12 protein-coding genes are annotated in these 15,201 nt (G+C 71.9%); 3 read left to right on the top strand and 9 right to left on the bottom strand.

Annotated elements, in window-relative coordinates; genetic code table 11:
- Nucleotides 1-11: 11 nt before the first annotated feature.
- From ACZ5NH_RS35720 to mce, 9 genes are all read right to left on the bottom strand, one after another.
- A complete protein-coding gene (locus ACZ5NH_RS35720) occupies nt 12-467 on the bottom strand; it encodes a hypothetical protein (RefSeq protein ID WP_468781281.1) in 456 nt (151 codons plus the stop codon).
- A 132-nt stretch (nt 468-599) separates the two neighbouring features.
- Nucleotides 600-1,214: a hypothetical protein gene (locus tag ACZ5NH_RS35715; RefSeq protein ID WP_468781279.1), complete on the bottom strand. Its 615-nt coding sequence runs from the start codon at nt 1,212-1,214 to the stop codon at nt 600-602.
- A 362-nt stretch (nt 1,215-1,576) separates the two neighbouring features.
- On the bottom strand, nt 1,577-2,464 hold the full coding sequence (locus ACZ5NH_RS35710; RefSeq protein ID WP_388620923.1) for an ABC transporter permease: 888 nt from the start codon (nt 2,462-2,464) through the stop codon (nt 1,577-1,579).
- Nucleotides 2,461-3,870 carry an ABC transporter ATP-binding protein gene (locus tag ACZ5NH_RS35705; RefSeq protein ID WP_468781277.1) on the bottom strand — a complete coding sequence of 470 codons (1,410 nt, stop codon included), beginning with the start codon at nt 3,868-3,870 and terminating at the stop codon, nt 2,461-2,463. The genes ACZ5NH_RS35710 and ACZ5NH_RS35705 overlap by 4 nt, the downstream gene beginning before the upstream one ends.
- Before the next feature lie 130 nt (nt 3,871-4,000).
- The gene (locus ACZ5NH_RS35700; protein ID WP_388620926.1) at nt 4,001-4,771 is read right to left on the bottom strand and encodes an ABC transporter permease; all 771 of its coding nucleotides are present in this window, start codon (nt 4,769-4,771) and stop codon (nt 4,001-4,003) included.
- Nucleotides 4,772-4,776: 5 nt separating this feature from the next.
- Nucleotides 4,777-5,730 (bottom strand): ATP-binding cassette domain-containing protein, encoded by a 954-nt coding sequence (locus ACZ5NH_RS35695; protein ID WP_468781275.1) that lies wholly within the window; start codon nt 5,728-5,730, stop codon nt 4,777-4,779.
- Nucleotides 5,731-5,814: 84 nt separating this feature from the next.
- Nucleotides 5,815-6,750 carry a cellulose-binding protein gene (locus tag ACZ5NH_RS35690; protein ID WP_468781273.1) on the bottom strand — a complete coding sequence of 312 codons (936 nt, stop codon included), beginning with the start codon at nt 6,748-6,750 and terminating at the stop codon, nt 5,815-5,817.
- Nucleotides 6,751-6,932: 182 nt separating this feature from the next.
- A complete protein-coding gene (gene scy, locus ACZ5NH_RS35685; RefSeq protein ID WP_468781271.1) occupies nt 6,933-10,814 on the bottom strand; it encodes a polarized growth protein Scy in 3,882 nt (1,293 codons plus the stop codon).
- A gap of 206 nt (nt 10,815-11,020) precedes the next feature.
- Nucleotides 11,021-11,461, bottom strand: a complete 441-nt coding sequence (mce, locus tag ACZ5NH_RS35680; RefSeq protein ID WP_388620931.1) for a methylmalonyl-CoA epimerase — start codon at nt 11,459-11,461, stop codon at nt 11,021-11,023.
- A gap of 149 nt (nt 11,462-11,610) precedes the next feature.
- Between mce and ACZ5NH_RS35675 the strand changes: the two genes are divergently transcribed.
- The 3 genes from ACZ5NH_RS35675 to ACZ5NH_RS35665 all read left to right on the top strand — a co-directional run bounded on the left by ACZ5NH_RS35675 (nt 11,611) and on the right by ACZ5NH_RS35665 (nt 15,185).
- The gene (locus ACZ5NH_RS35675) at nt 11,611-12,810 is read left to right on the top strand and encodes an acetyl-CoA C-acetyltransferase (protein WP_468781268.1); all 1,200 of its coding nucleotides are present in this window, start codon (nt 11,611-11,613) and stop codon (nt 12,808-12,810) included.
- 71 nt (nt 12,811-12,881) lie between these two features.
- A complete protein-coding gene (gene meaB / locus ACZ5NH_RS35670) occupies nt 12,882-13,838 on the top strand; it encodes a methylmalonyl Co-A mutase-associated GTPase MeaB (RefSeq protein WP_388620935.1) in 957 nt (318 codons plus the stop codon).
- A 147-nt stretch (nt 13,839-13,985) separates the two neighbouring features.
- Nucleotides 13,986-15,185, top strand: a complete 1,200-nt coding sequence (locus ACZ5NH_RS35665; protein ID WP_468781266.1) for an MFS transporter — start codon at nt 13,986-13,988, stop codon at nt 15,183-15,185.
- Nucleotides 15,186-15,201 lie beyond the last annotated feature (16 nt).

The following is a 15,201-nucleotide window of genomic DNA, read 5'->3' as shown; positions in this document are numbered from 1 at the left end:
TCTCCTCGCGGCTAACGTGCCGGTGGAACGAAGGTGGGCCGCAGCGCGGACGGCAGGTCGGACACCGTCCCCCACACCAGGACGTGATCCGGATTCATGGAGTCGTTCTCCAGTGTTGCGATGATCCCTTCCGACAGAAGGATCTTGATCAGGGCGCTTTGCATATGGAGACCGATCATCCCGGAGTACCGGACAATCGGCGCGTCGGGATTGCCGGAGGTGAGGCTGTCGACAGCGGCCTGGGTCATGCCGGGATCGCATCTCCAGCCCACTGACACGGGGGCCGAAGCCGTCTCGGCATCGGGATCGACGCAGACCACCGCGCCCGATCGGGTCGCCGTTCCGGTCTCCCCGTCACGGAAGGCGGGCAATCCCGCACGCCGGAGCGCCTGGACCACGTGGTCGGCCAGTTCGTCACGGACCGCCAGAACTTCATCTGACGCGCGGGTGAAGCCGTACTCGGACATAGCGTTTCTCCTTTCCTTGGGACGGTGCGATGAGCATTTCGATGACGCTCGCCGCACCCGGCAGGTTCCCTACTGTTCGGCGGACTGCTGAGTCGACCGGAGAAATGCCCTTCCCTCGAATCTCTGGTCCGGTCAGGAGTTCCTCGGGCCGACCAGCGCAGCCGCGACGGCTTCACCAGTCATCTCGATGACAACCGCTTCGTCTTTCATGGGCGCCGGAAGATGTGCGTACGTTTCGGCGTCGCAGAGGACAGCACCCGTACGCGGTTCGAGGATGACCGCCTGCAGCCGTGAGGTGAGTTCGGTGATGACACCGAACACCCCGGTACCGGAATGCGGACGCTCCACCAGGATGCCGGTCTCGTCGACGAAGATCTCGGCCCCACTGCCGTCGGAGGCTCGGACCCAGAACTGCAGCCCTCCGTCCTCCATTACCGTCAGGGTCGGGTCGCCGACGTCGTACGGATCGAGCACGGACCGAACGAGGTCCAGGTCCAAGGGCACAGGCACGTCACTGCCTTCGGCGAATTTGTAGATCGACGGGCTGTAGCTCACAGTGGGTCTCTTTCTGCAGATGATCGGCACATCGCCTGCCGCTCGTACCTGGTCCTTCGCTTGCGGTTTCAGAGCCTGGTTCTTGGCGTCGATGAGGGTTCCGTCCTGATAACCGTCGAACTTCGCATATCCGCTTTTGCGCCACTCCCCGTTCGTGACCAGTTGCTCATAGGCGCGATCGGCCTGGTTCATGGTCTCCGTTTCTGGCAGCCACTTGCCGGGCCCACCCATTTCGAGCCCACACGCAATAGCGCCCCCGACGGTTCGACGCCTGGAGACGGCCGGTACGACGGCATGGCGAAGCGACCCCTCCCCGTGAGCGACGGAGTTCCCCCGGTCGCAGACTGATGTGCGCGGGAGAGACGGGTCTGGTCAGGTACCCGTCATGCGCGGCGCCACCTTATGTATTCGGTTGTGCGGCGGTACAGGGCATTCCAAGTGGGTAGAGGCGCGCCGGCCTGAAATCGCTCGTCAAACACGAGGGCCTCCCGTCGGTGCCGTGGGGATCTGGCGATCCACAGCGCCGGGGAGGCCCTCACCCGATCAAGCGAGGCTCACACGTCCCGCTTCTCCAGCAGCGCGATGGCGCCGGCGAACGCGGCTGCCGACAGGCCCAGCATGATCCACAGCGGGTCCCAGCCCGTGGGGCCGGAGCTGCTCAGGGAGTTGTCGTAGAAGCAGCTCATCTGGCTCGGGATGGAGTACTCCAGCAGCCACTGCCGCACCTTGGACAGCGACTGCGAGGCCATGAACAGCGCGATCACCAGCGGGGCCAGGACCGCGCCGATCATGATGGTGATGGCGCCCGCGGAGTGCCGGATGATCGAGCCGATGAGCAGCGAGAACAGCCCGAGCAGCGCGATGTAGAGGCTGATGCCGAGGGTCGCCTTCAGCCAGTCGCCGGTGGAGGGGGTGCGGGCGCCGCCGACGCCGTTCAGCATGGACGCGTGGATCATGGCCATGAGGCCGGACACGGCCAGGGTGACGACGAAGGCGACGGCGAAGAACACGACCGCCTTGGCGGCGAGCACCCGGCCCCGGCTCGGGCACGCGACCATCGTCGTACGGATCATGCCGGTGCCGTACTCCGAGGCCGTGGTCAGCACGCCGAGCGTGATGATGCACATGCTGCCCAGCAGCAGGCCGAAGAAGCCGAACTGGAGCGGGTTCTGGTCCGACAGGGTCTCCGGGCTGGAGTTGGACTTCACCACCGAGGCGGTCAGCAGGCCGATGGCGAGGACGAGCACCACGAAGACGCCGAGCGTCCACATCGTCGAACGCACCGACTTGATCTTGGTCCACTCCGAGGACAGCGCGTGCCCGAGGTGGGTGCGCACGACCGGGATCGGCGAGGTGTAACCGGGGTACGACCCGCCGGGCGCCGCCTGCCAGTGGGGCGCGGCTGCGGGGGCCTGCGGCATGGGGGGCTGGTGGGTGCTCATCGGGCGTCCTCGGGCTTGGTCAGGTCGGCGGGGGCAGTGGCCGGGGCCGGGGGAGCGGTGGCGGGCGCCTGCTGCGGCGCGGGCGCTCCCGCGCCGGCGGGCTGGGCCGAAGCGGGCGGCTGGGCCGAAGCGGGCGGCTGGGCCGAAGCGGGCGGCTGGGCCGAAGCGGCCGGCTGGGCCGAAGCGGGCGGCTGGGCCGAAGCGGCCGGCTGGGCCGAAGCGGGCGGCTGGGCCTGCGGGGCGGCGGGAGTCGTCGGCGCGCCCGCGGCCTGGGACTGCTGGGCGTACGGGTTGGGGGCGCCGGGAGCGCCGTAACCGGCAGCCTGCGGGCCGCCGTACGGTCCCGCCGACCCCTGGGGCATCGCGAAGGGCTGCCCGCCCTGCTGGGGCGGCGGCGGGGCGTACCAGCCGGGCTGGCCCTGGCCGGGCACCGGCATGGGCGGCTGGGCGCCCGGCGGCAGCGGCTGCTGCAGGCCCGCCTTCTGGTCGATGGTCGAGCGGTAGTCGACCGCGCCCTGCGTCATCCGCATGTACGCCTCCTCCAGCGAGGCCTGGTGCGGCGACAGCTCCCACAGCCGGACGCCCGCCTCGTGCGCGAGGTCGCTGATCCGGGGCAGCGGCAGCCCGGTCACCCGCAGCGCACCGTCCTGCTCCGGCAGTACATGGCCGCCCGCCTCGGTGAGCGTGGTGCTCAGCTTCTCGCGCAGCTGCGGCTCGGTGTCCGGGGTGCGCACCCGGGCGAAGTCGGCGGAGTTGGCCGAGATGAAGTCCTTCACGCTCATGTCGGCGAGCAGCTGGCCGCGCCCGATGACGATGAGGTGGTCGGCGGTGAGCGCCATCTCGCTCATCAGGTGGGAGGAGACGAACACCGTACGGCCCTCGGCGGCCAGGGCCTTCATGAGGTTGCGGACCCAGAGGATGCCCTCGGGGTCGAGGCCGTTGACCGGCTCGTCGAACAGCAGCACCTGCGGATCGCCCAGCAGCGCGGCGGCGATGCCGAGCCGCTGGCCCATGCCCAGCGAGAAGCCCTTGGAGCGCTTGCGCGCCACGTCCTGCAGGCCGACGACACCGAGCACCTCGTCCACGCGGCGGGCCGGGATGCCCGACAGCTGGGCGAGGCTCAGCAGATGGTTGCGGGCGGTCCGGCCGCCGTGCACGGCCTTGGCGTCGAGCAGCGCGCCGACCTGGCGGGGGGCGTTGGGCAGCTTGCGGTACGGGTAGCCGCCGATCGTCACCGACCCGGACGTCGGGTTGTCCAGCCCGAGGATCATCCGCATCGTCGTCGACTTGCCCGAGCCGTTCGGCCCGAGGAAGCCGGTGACGGCACCTGGCCGCACCTGGAAGGAAAGGTTGTACACGGCGGTCTTGTCGCCGTAGCGCTTGGTCAGGCCGACAGCCTCGATCATGCTCCGCACCCATCGAAAGGTTCAGGACAGCGGGGAGCCGCCCCCGTAAGGGTTAGGAGGATATCGAGGCGCTGACGGTTCCGCCCAAGGGACGGCAAAGCCAGAACACTACGGTGCGTGGCGAAAACCGCTACTGGGCGTCCCTGCGCTTGAGGAGGACATACCCGCCGGCGAGCGCGGCGATCACCCACAGCACCATGATCCCGAGCCCGCCCCAGGGCCCGTACGGCGTGTCGTCGGCCCTCGGGACCACCTGCATGATCCGGCTGCCCGCCTGGTCCGGCAGGAACCGGCCGACCTTCTTCGTCGCGTCGACGTTGCCGAGGATGGTGGAGATCAGGAAGAAGAACGGCATCAGGATGCCCAGCGACAGCATCGGCGAGCGCAGCATCGCGGCCACGCCCATGGAGAACACCGCGATCAGCGTCATGTAGAGGCCGCCGCCGACGACCGCGCGCAGCACGCCCGGGTCGCCGAGCCGCGCCCCGTGCGGACCGAGCATCGCCTGGCCGAGGAAGAACGCGGCGAAGCTCGTGGCCATGCCGACCACGAGCGCGAGCGCGCCCGCGACCGCGATCTTGCCGAACAGGAAGGTGGCGCGCTGCGGTACGGCGGCCAGCGAGACCCGGATCATGCCGGTGCTGTACTCGTTGGAGACGACCAGCACACCGAACACGATCATGGCGAGCTGGCCCAGGGTCATGCCCGCGAAGCTGACGTAGGTCGGATCGAACGACAGCCGGTCCTGCACCGGCATCGAGTCGAACTGGCTCCGCGACAGCGCGGAGATGAGCGTTCCGATGGCGATCGTGACCACCACGGCCAGCGACAGCGTCCACACCGTGGATGCCACCGACCGGATCTTGGTCCACTCGGACCGGATGACCTGCACGGCTGCCATGGACGTCAGGCCCCCTTCCACTCGGCGCCCCACTCCCGCGGGGCGTCCCCGGGCCCGGCGTGCGCGTGGTACTCCACCGACTGTGCCGTCAGCTGCATGAACGCCTCCTCCAGCGAGGCCTGCCGGGGGCTCAGCTCGTGCAGCACGATCCCGTACCGCGCCGCCAGCTCACCGATCCGCTCGGCCTTGCCGCCCGCCACCTCCAGCGCGCCCCCGCCCGCCTCCACGACGGTGATCCCGTCCTCGTGCAGCACATCGAGCAGCCGCTCGCGCTGCGGAGAGCGGATCCGGACGTAACTGCGCGCGTACTGCCGGATGAAGTCGGTCATGGTCGTGTCCGCCAGCAGCCGCCCCTGCCCGATGACGACGAGATGGTCGGCGGTCAGCGCCATCTCGCTCATCAGATGGCTGGACACGAACACCGTCCGCCCCTGCGCGGCCAGCGACTTCATCACATGCCGGATCCAGTGGATGCCCTCCGGGTCCAGCCCGTTGACCGGCTCGTCGAACATCAGGATCCGCGGATCCCCGAGCAGGGCCGCCGCGATCCCCAGCCGCTGTCCCATGCCGTACGAGAACCCCTTGGCCTTCTTCCGCGCCACGGCGGTGAGCCCGACGGTGTCCAGCACCTCCGCCACCCGCGACCTCGGGATCCCGTTGCTCTGCGCCAGACACAGCAGATGGTTGTAGGCACTGCGCCCGCCGTGCACGGCCTTGGCGTCCAGCAGCGCGCCGATGTACGTCAGCGGGTCCTTGAGCTGGTCGTAGTGCTTGCCGTCGATCCGGACGTCACCGGCGGTGGGGTGATCGAGCCCGAGGATCATCCGCATGGTCGTGGACTTCCCGGCGCCGTTGGGCCCGAGGAAGCCGGTGACGATGCCGGGCCGCACCGCGAAGGTGAGATGGTCGACCGCCACCTTCTCGCCGTACCGCTTGGTCAGCCCCGCCAGCTCGATCATGCGGCCACGCTAAGACGGGACAAAGCCCCCTGCCACCGGAGCGGGAGGGGGCCTCGTGTCCTTCGGCGACCGTGCGCGGAAGGGTTACCGGGTCTGCTGGGCCGGCACCCCACGGGAGATGGGCTCGTCGTCCCCGGGCGTGCCCGCGGCAGCGACCGCCGCGCCCGTCAGCGTCGCCAGCATCTCGCGGACGTTCGTCAGCTGGGCGTTGATCGAGTCGCGTCGGTTGGTCAGCGCGGCCAGCTCGCGCTCGGATTCCGAGCGGATGCGGTCGGCCTTGGCGTTGGCGTCGGCCACGATGTCCTCGGCCTGGCGCTGGGCGGTCTCCACCGTCTGGCGGGCGCGGCGCTCGGCGTCGGTGCGCAGCTTCTCGGCCTCCAGGCGCAGCTGCTCGGCGCGGTGCTCGATCTCCGCCAGCCGCTTCTCGGCCTTCTGCTGGCGCGAGGCCAGGTCGCGCTCGGACTGCTCGCGGCGCTTGGCGAGGTTCGTCTCGAAGTCGGCGGCGGCCTGCGCGGCCTTGGCGCGGGTCTCCTCGAAGAGGGCGTCCGCCTCCTCGCGCTTGGACTGCGCGTCCTTCTGGGCCTCGGAACGCAGCTGGGCGGCCTCGCCCTTCGCCTTCTCGACGATCCGGACGCCCTCGTCCTCGGCCTTGGCCTTGCGCTCGGTGGCGTAGGACTCGGCGTCGTTGCGGACCTGCTGGGCCGCGGACTCGGCGAGGTCGCGGTGCTGTTCGGCCGCCCGCCGGGCCTCCTCACGCAGCTCCTTGGCCTCTTCCTCGGCCAGGCGCAGGATCTTCTCGACCCGGGCACCGAGACCCGCGTACGACGGTTCGGCGTCGGTGACCTGGGCCTGCGCGTTCTGCGTCTCGAGGTGGAGCTCCTCGATGCGCTTCTCCAGGGCGGTGATGCGGGCGAGGGCGCTGTCACGGTCGGAGACGAGCTTGGAGATACGTTCGTCCACCTGAGCGCGGTCGTACCCACGCCGCACAAGCTCGAAGCCGTAGGGGGAAGTGTCGCTCATGGGGTTCCTGTCAATGAGACCGGTGAGGTGATAAGGGGAATCCTAGGGGCCGAAGCGGTGTGTCATCGAGCGGATACGGTTTTGATCTGGAGAATGGCACCTCTTTTGGGTGGCTGGCCGCCGGACGACTTGCCAATGACTCGGGCAAAGCCCCCAGACGTTACCGGAACGCACCGCTCACACTAGCCGTCTGACGACTTGCCACCCGATCGGGGGGCGCCGACCGTCGCGCCGGCCTTGACCGAGCCCTCCTTGCCGGCCGACGGGGCCTCGAAGGACTCCAGCGCCTCCAGGACGTCCTGGACCCGGGAGATCTCGGCGTTGATGTCCTCGCGCCGGCGCACCAGGATCTCCAGCTCGCGCTTGCCCTCCTCGACCGTGCGCCGGGCCTCGCGGATCGCCTCGGCCTTGAGCTCCTCGGCCTCCTTGACGAGGCTGGCCTTCTTCTGCTCGGCCTCCTTGAGCAGCCCCTCCGCCTTCTTGACGGCGGCGATGCGCACCTTGCCCGCCTCGGAGTTGGCGTCCGACACCAGCTCCTTGGCCTTCGCCTCCGCCTTGGCCAGCTGCTCCTCGGCGGCCTTGATGAGCGCGTCGCAGCGGTCGCCGGTGGACTTCATGGTCTCGGCGGCCTCGCGCCGGGCCCGCTCGTGCAGCTCCTCGATCTCGGTGGTGATGCGGTCGCGCAGCTCCTCCGCGCGCTCCCGGATCGCGGTCGCGTCCCGGCGGGCGCCGACCAGCAGCTCGTCGGCGTCCGTGCGGGCCTTCTCCACCCGGGAGTTGCCCTCGACCGTCGCCTCGGCGACGATCCGGTCGGCCTCGCTGCGCGCCGCGCCGACCATCGTGTCGGCCTGCGACTCGGCGTCCGCGGTGGTCTTCAGCGCCTGCTCCTGCGCCTCGCTGAGCAGCTTGTCGACCTCGGACGTGGTCTCGGTGATGAGCGTGTCGACCTGCTCGGCCGCCTCCGAACGCCGCTTGTTGGCTTCCTTGCGGGCCTCGTCCAGGGTCCGCTCGGCCTCCTCGCGGGCGGAGTTCAGGAGCCGTTCGGCCGCCTCCTCCGCGTCCGCCCTGAGCTGCTCGGACTCCGCCCGCACCCGCTCGGCGTGGGCCTGTGCCGAGCCGACCGTCTCGGCGGCCTCCGCGCGCAGCCGTTCGGCCTCGCCGGTGGCGTCCCCGATGAGCTGCTCGGCGGCCGCCAGAGCCTCCGCGCGCACCCGGTCCGCCTCGGCGAGGGCCTCCGTACGCACCCGCTCGGCCTCGGCGACCGTCTCGTTCTGGAGGCGCTCGGCCTCTTTGCGGGCCTCGGTGATGAGGGTGTCCGCCTGGGTCGCCGCGTCCGAGCGGATGCGGTTGGCGTCCTCGCGGGCGTCCGCCCGGGTGCGGGCGGCGGCCTGGTCGGCCTCGGCGAGCGCGTCCGAGGCCTCGGTGCGCACCCGCTGGGCGTACTCGCCGGCGTCCGAGCGCAGCCGCTCGGCCTCCGCCATCGCCTCCGCGACCGCGCGCTCGGCCAGCGCCTTGGCGGCCTGAGACTCCTCGTTCGCCTCGCGGCGGACACGGCTCGCGTCCTCGCTCGCCCGCTCCCGCTCGGCGTAGGCGTCGGCGCGGACCCGGTCCGCCTCCTCCTCGGCCTCCCGCCGGGTACGGTCCGCCGCGTGCTCGGCGGCCGAACGCAGCCCGGTGATCTCCTCCTGCGCCTGCTCGTGCAGCCCGGCGACGGAGTCCCGCACCTGCTGGGCGTGCTGCTCGGCGGCGGACACCATCTCGGTGGCGCGTCGGTCGGCCTCCTCGACCAGCCGGGTCGCCTCGGCCTGCGCCTCGTCCACGCGCCCCCGCGCTACGGCCAGCAGCTCCTCGCTCTGCTCGCGGGCCCGCTGGCGCTCCTGGTCGGCCTCGGCCCGCGCGGAACCGAGGGTCTCCTCGGCCTCGCGGCGGCGCCGGACGGCCTCCTCCTGGGCGGCGGCCAGCGTCTCGGACGCCTCGGTGCCGAGCCGCTCGGCGGCGGCCTGCGCCTCCGCGCGCACCCGGTCGGCGGTGTCCTGGGCCTCCGCCTTCAGCCGCTCGGCCTCGGCGGCGGCCTCCGAGCGCAGCCGTACGGCGACGGCCTCGCCCTCGGCACGCGAGGCGGACGCGTCGGACGCGGCCTCGTCGCGCAGCCGGTCGGCCTCGGCCTCGGCCTGCTGCTGGAGCGCGCGGATCCGTTCCGCCGACTCCGCGCGCAGGCGCTCGCTCTCCTCGGTGGCCTCGCGGCGGATCCGGGCGGCCTCCTCGCGGGCCTCGGTGAGCGCCTGCTCGGCCGACTCCAGCCGGTCCCGTGTCTCGGTCTGCAGCCGGGTCAGCTCTCCGGCGGCCTCCGCGCGGCGGGCCTCGACGGCACGCTCGGTCTCCTCGCGCAGCTCGCGCGCGGCGGTCTCGGCGCCCTCCTTGACCGACTCGGCCTGCTCGTCGGCCTCGGCGCGCAGCCGCTCGGCCTCCTTGCGGGCCCGGTCCAGGGTCTCCTCGGCCTGCCGGCGCAGGCTGGTGGCCCGCTCGATGGCCTCGGTGCGGACCTTCTCGCTGTCGGTGGTCGCGGTCTGCCGCAGCTCGTCGGCGTCCGCCTTGGCCTTGGCCAGCAGTTCCTCGGCGGACCTGGCCGCCTCCTCGATCTGCGCGACCGCCTCCCGGCGGGCCTCCGCGCGGATCGACTCTCCCTCGGCGACCGCGTCGGCGCGCAGCTGCTCGGCCTCGCCGCGCAGCCGGCGGGCCTCCTCCTGCAGCTCGACCGTCTTGGCGCGGTACTCCTTGGTGTCGTCCTTCGCCGCGCCCTTGAGCTGCTCGGCGATGTCGTGCGCCTCGGCGCGCAGCCGGTCCGCCTCGGCCTCGGCCTCGGTGCGGATCCGCTCGGCCTCCTCGGCGGCGGCCCTGGTGGTCCGCTTGGCCTCCTCGGACGCCTTGTTGAGCACGTCCTCGGCGGTCTTGGCGGCCTTGGACAGCTGGGTCGCGCTCTCCTCGGCGGTGACCGTGCGGGCCTTCTCGGCGGCCTCGGCGACGATCTTCTCGGCCTCGGCACGGGCGTCCGCGACCAGCTGCTCGGCCTCGGACCTGGTCTGCTCGGCCTCCTTGGTGGCCTCCTCGACCAGCCGGGCGACCTGCTCCTTCGCCGTCCGCGTGCGGGCCTCGCCCGCCGCCTCGGCGCTCGCGAGGGTCTTGGCGGCGGCCTGCTCGGCCTCCGTCTGCAGCTTCTCGGCCTCGGCCTGCGCCTTGCGCAGCGCCTCCTCGGCCGCCGCCATCCGCTCCTCGGCGGCCCGGCTCAGCTCGGTGGCCTGCCGGCGGGCGGTGTCCGACTCGCCGGCCGCGTCGGTGCGCAGCCGCTCGGCGTGGTCGGTGGCCTCCTGGGCCTGCGTGGACGCCGCGTTCAGCAGCCGCTCGGCGTCCGTGCGGGCGCGGCGCAGCAGCTGCTCGGCCTCCGCGCGGGCCGCCTCGGCGTCGTTCTGCAGCCGCTCGCGGGCCTCCCGGGTCAGCCGCTCGGCCTCCGCGCGGGCGGCGGCAATGGCCTGCTCGGCCTCGGCGCGGGACTCCTCCAGCAGCCGGCGGGCCTGCTGTTCGGTGCGGGCGCGCAGCTGCTCGGCCCACGCCACGTTCTCGTTGACGTGCGACTCGACGGTGGCGCGGCGCTCGGCCAGCTCCTGGTCGAGCTGCTGGCGCCGGGTCACCGCCTCCTGGTGCAGTTCCGCCTGCAGCCGGGCGGCCTGCTCGGCGTGCTCCTGCAGGATCCGCTGGGTCTGCGCGCGCGCCTCGGCGGCCATCCGCTCCGCGTCCTGGCGCAGCTGGTCGGCCTGCATCTGGGCATTGCGGAGCAACTGCTCGGCCTGATAGCCGATGTCACCGCCGTCGAAGGCGGGCCGGGTCATCAGGGTGCGGCGCGCCTCGTGCAGCTTGGCGCGCAGCACCTCGACCTGGTAGCCGAGGTCCTCGGCGTGCTGGATCGCCTTTTCCCGCTCGGTCTTCAGCCGCTTCATCTCGGCCTCGAACCGAGAGAGGTGGTCGACGTCAGCCGCCGGCTCTCGCTCCTGGCTCTCGTAGCCCCGCACTGCGCGGTCCCATCCGTCCCCTGGTCAGTTTCTCCTGCGAGCTCCGTCCATCCGCCGAACGGGGCCCCCGGGGAATGGTGTCAGATCAACGGCGGAGCACGGGCTGCTGCCCCGACGCTCGTCCCCCGAAACCCGGACCCCGGAACGGCCGTCCCCCGCGTTCGGGGACGACCGCCCCCAACCCTACCGGCCCATATGTACGGGGGTCAGTGCTCAGGGGACTCAACAGGGGCCGAAGTGACCAGTTCTGTGAGCACGCCATGGCAATCCTTGGGGTGCAGGAAGGTGATCCGCGACCCCATGGAGCCGCGCCGCGGCTCGTCGTACAGGACCCGCACGCCCTTCTCGCGGATGTCCGCGGCGTCCCCGTCCACGTCCGCCGTGCCGAAGGCGATGTGGTGGACGCCCTCCCCGTTCTTCGCCAGCCACTTGCCGACCGCGGAGTCCTCGCGGGTCGGTTCCAGCAGCTGGAGGTAGGAGGCGCCGCCGTCCGAGGTCTCGTTGATCTTGAGCATGGCCTCGCGCACGCCCTGCTCTTCGTTGACCTCGGTGTGGAACACCTCGAAGCCGTAGGTGGCCTGGTAGAACTCGACGGTCGCGTCGAGGTCGTGGCAGGCGATCCCGATGTGGTCGATTCGCGTCAGCATGGATTCAGTGCACCGCCACTGCCGTGGTTACGCAACGTGCCAGCGATCACACTGACAGGCCGATGACGGCACGGAGTGCCATCAGTACATTCGAAGTAAACCCTCGTTCACTCCTCGGCCTGGGCAGGCCGGTAAGGGGATCGCAGCTCATGCCTTCTGGAACGAACAGCTCGGTGATCGTCGCGGGCGCGCGCACGCCCATGGGACGACTGCTCGGCTCTCTCAAGTCCTTCTCCGGAGCCGACCTCGGCGGCTTCGCGATCAAGGCCGCCCTCGACCGTGCGGGGATCGGCGGCGACCAGGTGCAGTACGTGATCATGGGCCAGGTACTCCAGGCGGGTGCCGGGCAGATCCCGGCCCGCCAGGCCGCCGTCAAGGCCGGCATCCCGATGAGCGTCCCGGCGCTCACCATCAACAAGGTCTGCCTCTCCGGCCTGGACGCGATCGCCCTGGCCGACCAGTTGATCCGCGCGGGTGAGTTCGACATCGTCGTGGCGGGCGGCCAGGAGTCCATGACCAACGCCCCGCACCTGCTGCCGAAGTCCCGCGAGGGCTTCAAGTACGGCGCGGTCCAGATGCTGGACGCGATGGCCTACGACGGCCTGACCGACGCCTTCGAGGGCATCGCCATGGGCGAGTCCACGGAGAAGCACAACACCCGCCTCGGCATCGGCCGCGCCGAGCAGGACGAGATCGCCGCCCTGTCCCACCAGCGGGCCGCCGCCGCGCAGAAGAACGGCCTGTTCGAGGCCGAGATCACTCCGGTGGAGATCCCGCAGCGCAAGGGCGACCCGGTCCTGTTCAGCAAGGACGAGGGCATCCGCGGCGACACCACGGCCGAGTCCCTGGGCAAGCTGCGCCCGGCCTTCAGCAAGGAGGGCACGATCACCGCCGGCTCCTCCTCGCAGATCTCCGACGGCGCCGCCGCCGTGGTCGTGATGAGCAAGGCCAAGGCCGAGGAGCTGGGCCTGAGCTGGCTCGCCGAGATCGGCGCGCACGGCAATGTGGCGGGACCGGACAACAGCCTCCAGTCCCAGCCGTCCAACGCCATCCTGCACGCCCTGAAGAAGGAGGGCCTGGAGGTCTCCGACCTCGACCTCATCGAGATCAACGAGGCCTTCGCCGCGGTCGCTGTGCAGTCAATGAAGGACCTCGGCGTGTCCGCGGAAAAGGTGAACGTCAACGGCGGTGCCATCGCCCTGGGCCACCCGATCGGCATGTCCGGCGCCCGGCTCGTGCTGCACCTCGCCCTGGAGCTGAAGCGGCGCGGCGGCGGCACCGGCGCGGCCGCGCTGTGCGGCGGCGGCGGCCAGGGTGACGCGCTGATCGTGCGGGTACCGAAGGCGTAAGCACCCTCGTCGTGCGCGTCCGCACGTCGTTGTACGCGTCTGTACGTCTGTGAACTGAACGGAGCTGTTTGATGCAGGACGTCTCCTCTCTGGTGGCCCAGGCCAGGGAAGGCCGGCCGCGGGCCGTGGCCCGGCTGATCTCCCTCGTGGAGGGGGCGTCCCCGCAGCTCAGGGAGGTCATGGCGGCCCTGGCCCCGCTGACCGGCAATGCCTATGTGGTCGGTCTGACGGGCTCCCCGGGGGTCGGCAAGTCGACCTCCACCTCCGCGCTCGTCACGGCGTACCGCAAGCAGGGCAAGCGGGTCGGCGTCCTGGCCGTCGACCCGTCCTCGCCGTTCTCCGGCGGCGCCCTGCTCGGCGACCGCGTCCGCATGTCGGACCACGCGTCGGACCCGGGGGTCTACATCCGCTCCATGGCCACGCGAGGGCACCTGGGCGGCCTGGCCTGGGCGGCTCCGCAGGCGATCCGGGTGCTGGACGCGGCGGGCTGCGACGTGATCCTGGTGGAGACGGTCGGCGTCGGCCAGTCGGAGGTCGAGATCGCCTCCCAGGCGGACACCAGCGTGGTCCTCCTGGCCCCCGGCATGGGCGACGGCATCCAGGCGGCCAAGGCCGGCATCCTGGAGATCGGCGACGTGTACGTCGTCAACAAGGCGGACCGGGACGGCGCCGACGCCACGGCCCGCGAACTGAACCACATGCTCGGCCTCGGCGAGTCCCGGGGCCCCGGCGACTGGCGCCCGCCGATCGTGAAGACGGTCGCGGCCCGTGCCGAGGGCGTCGACGAGGTCGTGGAGGCCCTGGAGAAGCACCGCGCGTGGATGGAGGAGCGCGGGGTGCTGGTCGAGCGCCGCAAGGCCCGTGCCGCCCACGAGGTGGAGACCATCGCGGTCACGGCCCTGCGTGAACGCATCGGTGACCTCCACGGCGACCGCCGCCTCAGCGCGCTCGCGGAGCGCATCGTCGCGGGCGAGCTGGACCCGTACCGGGCGGCGGACGAGCTGGTGGCGGGCCTGACACAGGGCTGAGGGGTCGCCGACTCAGCGATCGCGCTGGTAAGTTGACGGGCATGTTCCTCACCTTGGCGTAGAGCGCACACCGGACCGCGAGGCCGACGAAGAGGCCCTCGCGTCCCTCGGTGTCCCCGCTTCCGCCTCCACCAGAGGAACATCCGCATGTCCACGCATGCCCCTGTGCGGCCCTCGTACGCCGCCGTGCTGCGCCTTCCGCACGCGCGCCGCACCTTCGCCTCCGCCCTCGCCGCCCGCCTGTCCTACGGCACGGTCTCCCTCGCCGCGCTGCTCTCCGTCACCCGGGCCACCGGCTCCTACGCCGTCTCCGGCGCCGTGCTCTCCCTGTTCGGCGCCGCGACGGTCTTCCTGAGCCCGTTCAGAGCGTCCTTGATCGACCGGCACGGTGCGCGCAGGGCCCTGCTGCCCATGTCCGTGCTCTACGGCGCCCTGCTGTGCGTCCTGGCCGCGCTGACCTGGCGCCCCGGGGCACCGCCGCCGGCCATCGCCGCCGCGGCGGCCCTCGCGGGCGCGTGCGCGCCTCCGCTGGGGCCGACGATGCGCGCGCTGTGGGCCGAACTCGCCCCCGAGCCGGGCATGCTGGCCCGCGCCTACAGCCTGGACGGGGTCGCGGAGGAACTGCTGTACGTGTCCGGCCCGGTGCTGGTGGGCGCGCTGCTCGGCTTCGCACCCCCGGCGTCCGGGATCCTGCTCAGCGCGCTGCTGGTCGTGGGCGGTACCTGCGCCTTCGTCGCGTCCCCCGTGCTGCCCGGTGCCCGTGGCGCCGCCCCTGGGACGAGGCGCGGCACCCTCTTCGGCCTGTGGGCGCCGGTCGCCGTGGCCATGGGCGCCGGGTTGGCGCTCAGCGCGCTGGACCTGCTGGCGATGGCCTTCGTCGCGCAGCGGTCGTACGGGACCGGCGTGGTGCCCTGGGTGCTGGGGGCGCTCTCGGCGGGCAGTGCGGTGGGCGGCCTGGTCAACGGAGGGGTGCGGTGGCGGACACCGGCCCGGGTCCGGCTGTGCGGGTTCGCCGTGGCGCTGGGCCTGGTGATCGCGGCGGGGGGCCTGGCGCCCGGCGTGTGGTCCCTCGCCGGGGTTATGGGACTCGCCGGAGCGTTCGTCGCCCCCACCCTGACGACGGCGTACCTCGTGGTCGAGGAGACGGCACCCGAGGGTGCCCGCACCCAGGCGGGCGCCTGGGTCAACACCGGGGTGAACGCGGGGAGTTCGGCGGGAGCGATGGTGACGGGCGCGCTGATCGGACGGGTGCCGCTGGGGGCGTGTTTCGGCCTGGCGGGCGCGGTGGCCGTGCTGCCCGCCGTGGCGGCGTATCGCCGTCGCGGGGTGCGGGTCGCCGGCGGCTGATCGCTCCCCCACTCTC

Source organism: Streptomyces sp. NPDC031426, from assembly GCF_055581585.1.
The sequence above is the reverse complement of the archived record's forward strand: the minus strand, read 5'-3'. Positions and strand labels throughout refer to the sequence as shown.

Excerpts from the sequence above, each read along its gene's own strand:
- ACZ5NH_RS35720 (WP_468781281.1), bottom strand. The coding sequence starts at position 467 with ATGTCCGAGTACGGCTTCACCCGCGCGTCAGATGAAGTTCTGGCGGTC.
- ACZ5NH_RS35715 (WP_468781279.1), bottom strand. The coding sequence starts at position 1,214 with ATGAACCAGGCCGATCGCGCCTATGAGCAACTGGTCACGAACGGGGAG.
- ACZ5NH_RS35710 (WP_388620923.1), bottom strand. The coding sequence starts at position 2,464 with ATGAGCACCCACCAGCCCCCCATGCCGCAGGCCCCCGCAGCCGCGCCC.
- ACZ5NH_RS35705 (WP_468781277.1), bottom strand. The coding sequence starts at position 3,870 with ATGATCGAGGCTGTCGGCCTGACCAAGCGCTACGGCGACAAGACCGCC.
- ACZ5NH_RS35700 (WP_388620926.1), bottom strand. The coding sequence starts at position 4,771 with ATGGCAGCCGTGCAGGTCATCCGGTCCGAGTGGACCAAGATCCGGTCG.
- ACZ5NH_RS35695 (WP_468781275.1), bottom strand. The coding sequence starts at position 5,730 with ATGATCGAGCTGGCGGGGCTGACCAAGCGGTACGGCGAGAAGGTGGCG.
- ACZ5NH_RS35690 (WP_468781273.1), bottom strand. The coding sequence starts at position 6,750 with ATGAGCGACACTTCCCCCTACGGCTTCGAGCTTGTGCGGCGTGGGTAC.
- mce (WP_388620931.1), bottom strand. The coding sequence starts at position 11,461 with ATGCTGACGCGAATCGACCACATCGGGATCGCCTGCCACGACCTCGAC.
- ACZ5NH_RS35675 (WP_468781268.1), top strand. The coding sequence starts at position 11,611 with ATGCCTTCTGGAACGAACAGCTCGGTGATCGTCGCGGGCGCGCGCACG.
- meaB (WP_388620935.1), top strand. The coding sequence starts at position 12,882 with ATGCAGGACGTCTCCTCTCTGGTGGCCCAGGCCAGGGAAGGCCGGCCG.
- ACZ5NH_RS35665 (WP_468781266.1), top strand. The coding sequence starts at position 13,986 with ATGTCCACGCATGCCCCTGTGCGGCCCTCGTACGCCGCCGTGCTGCGC.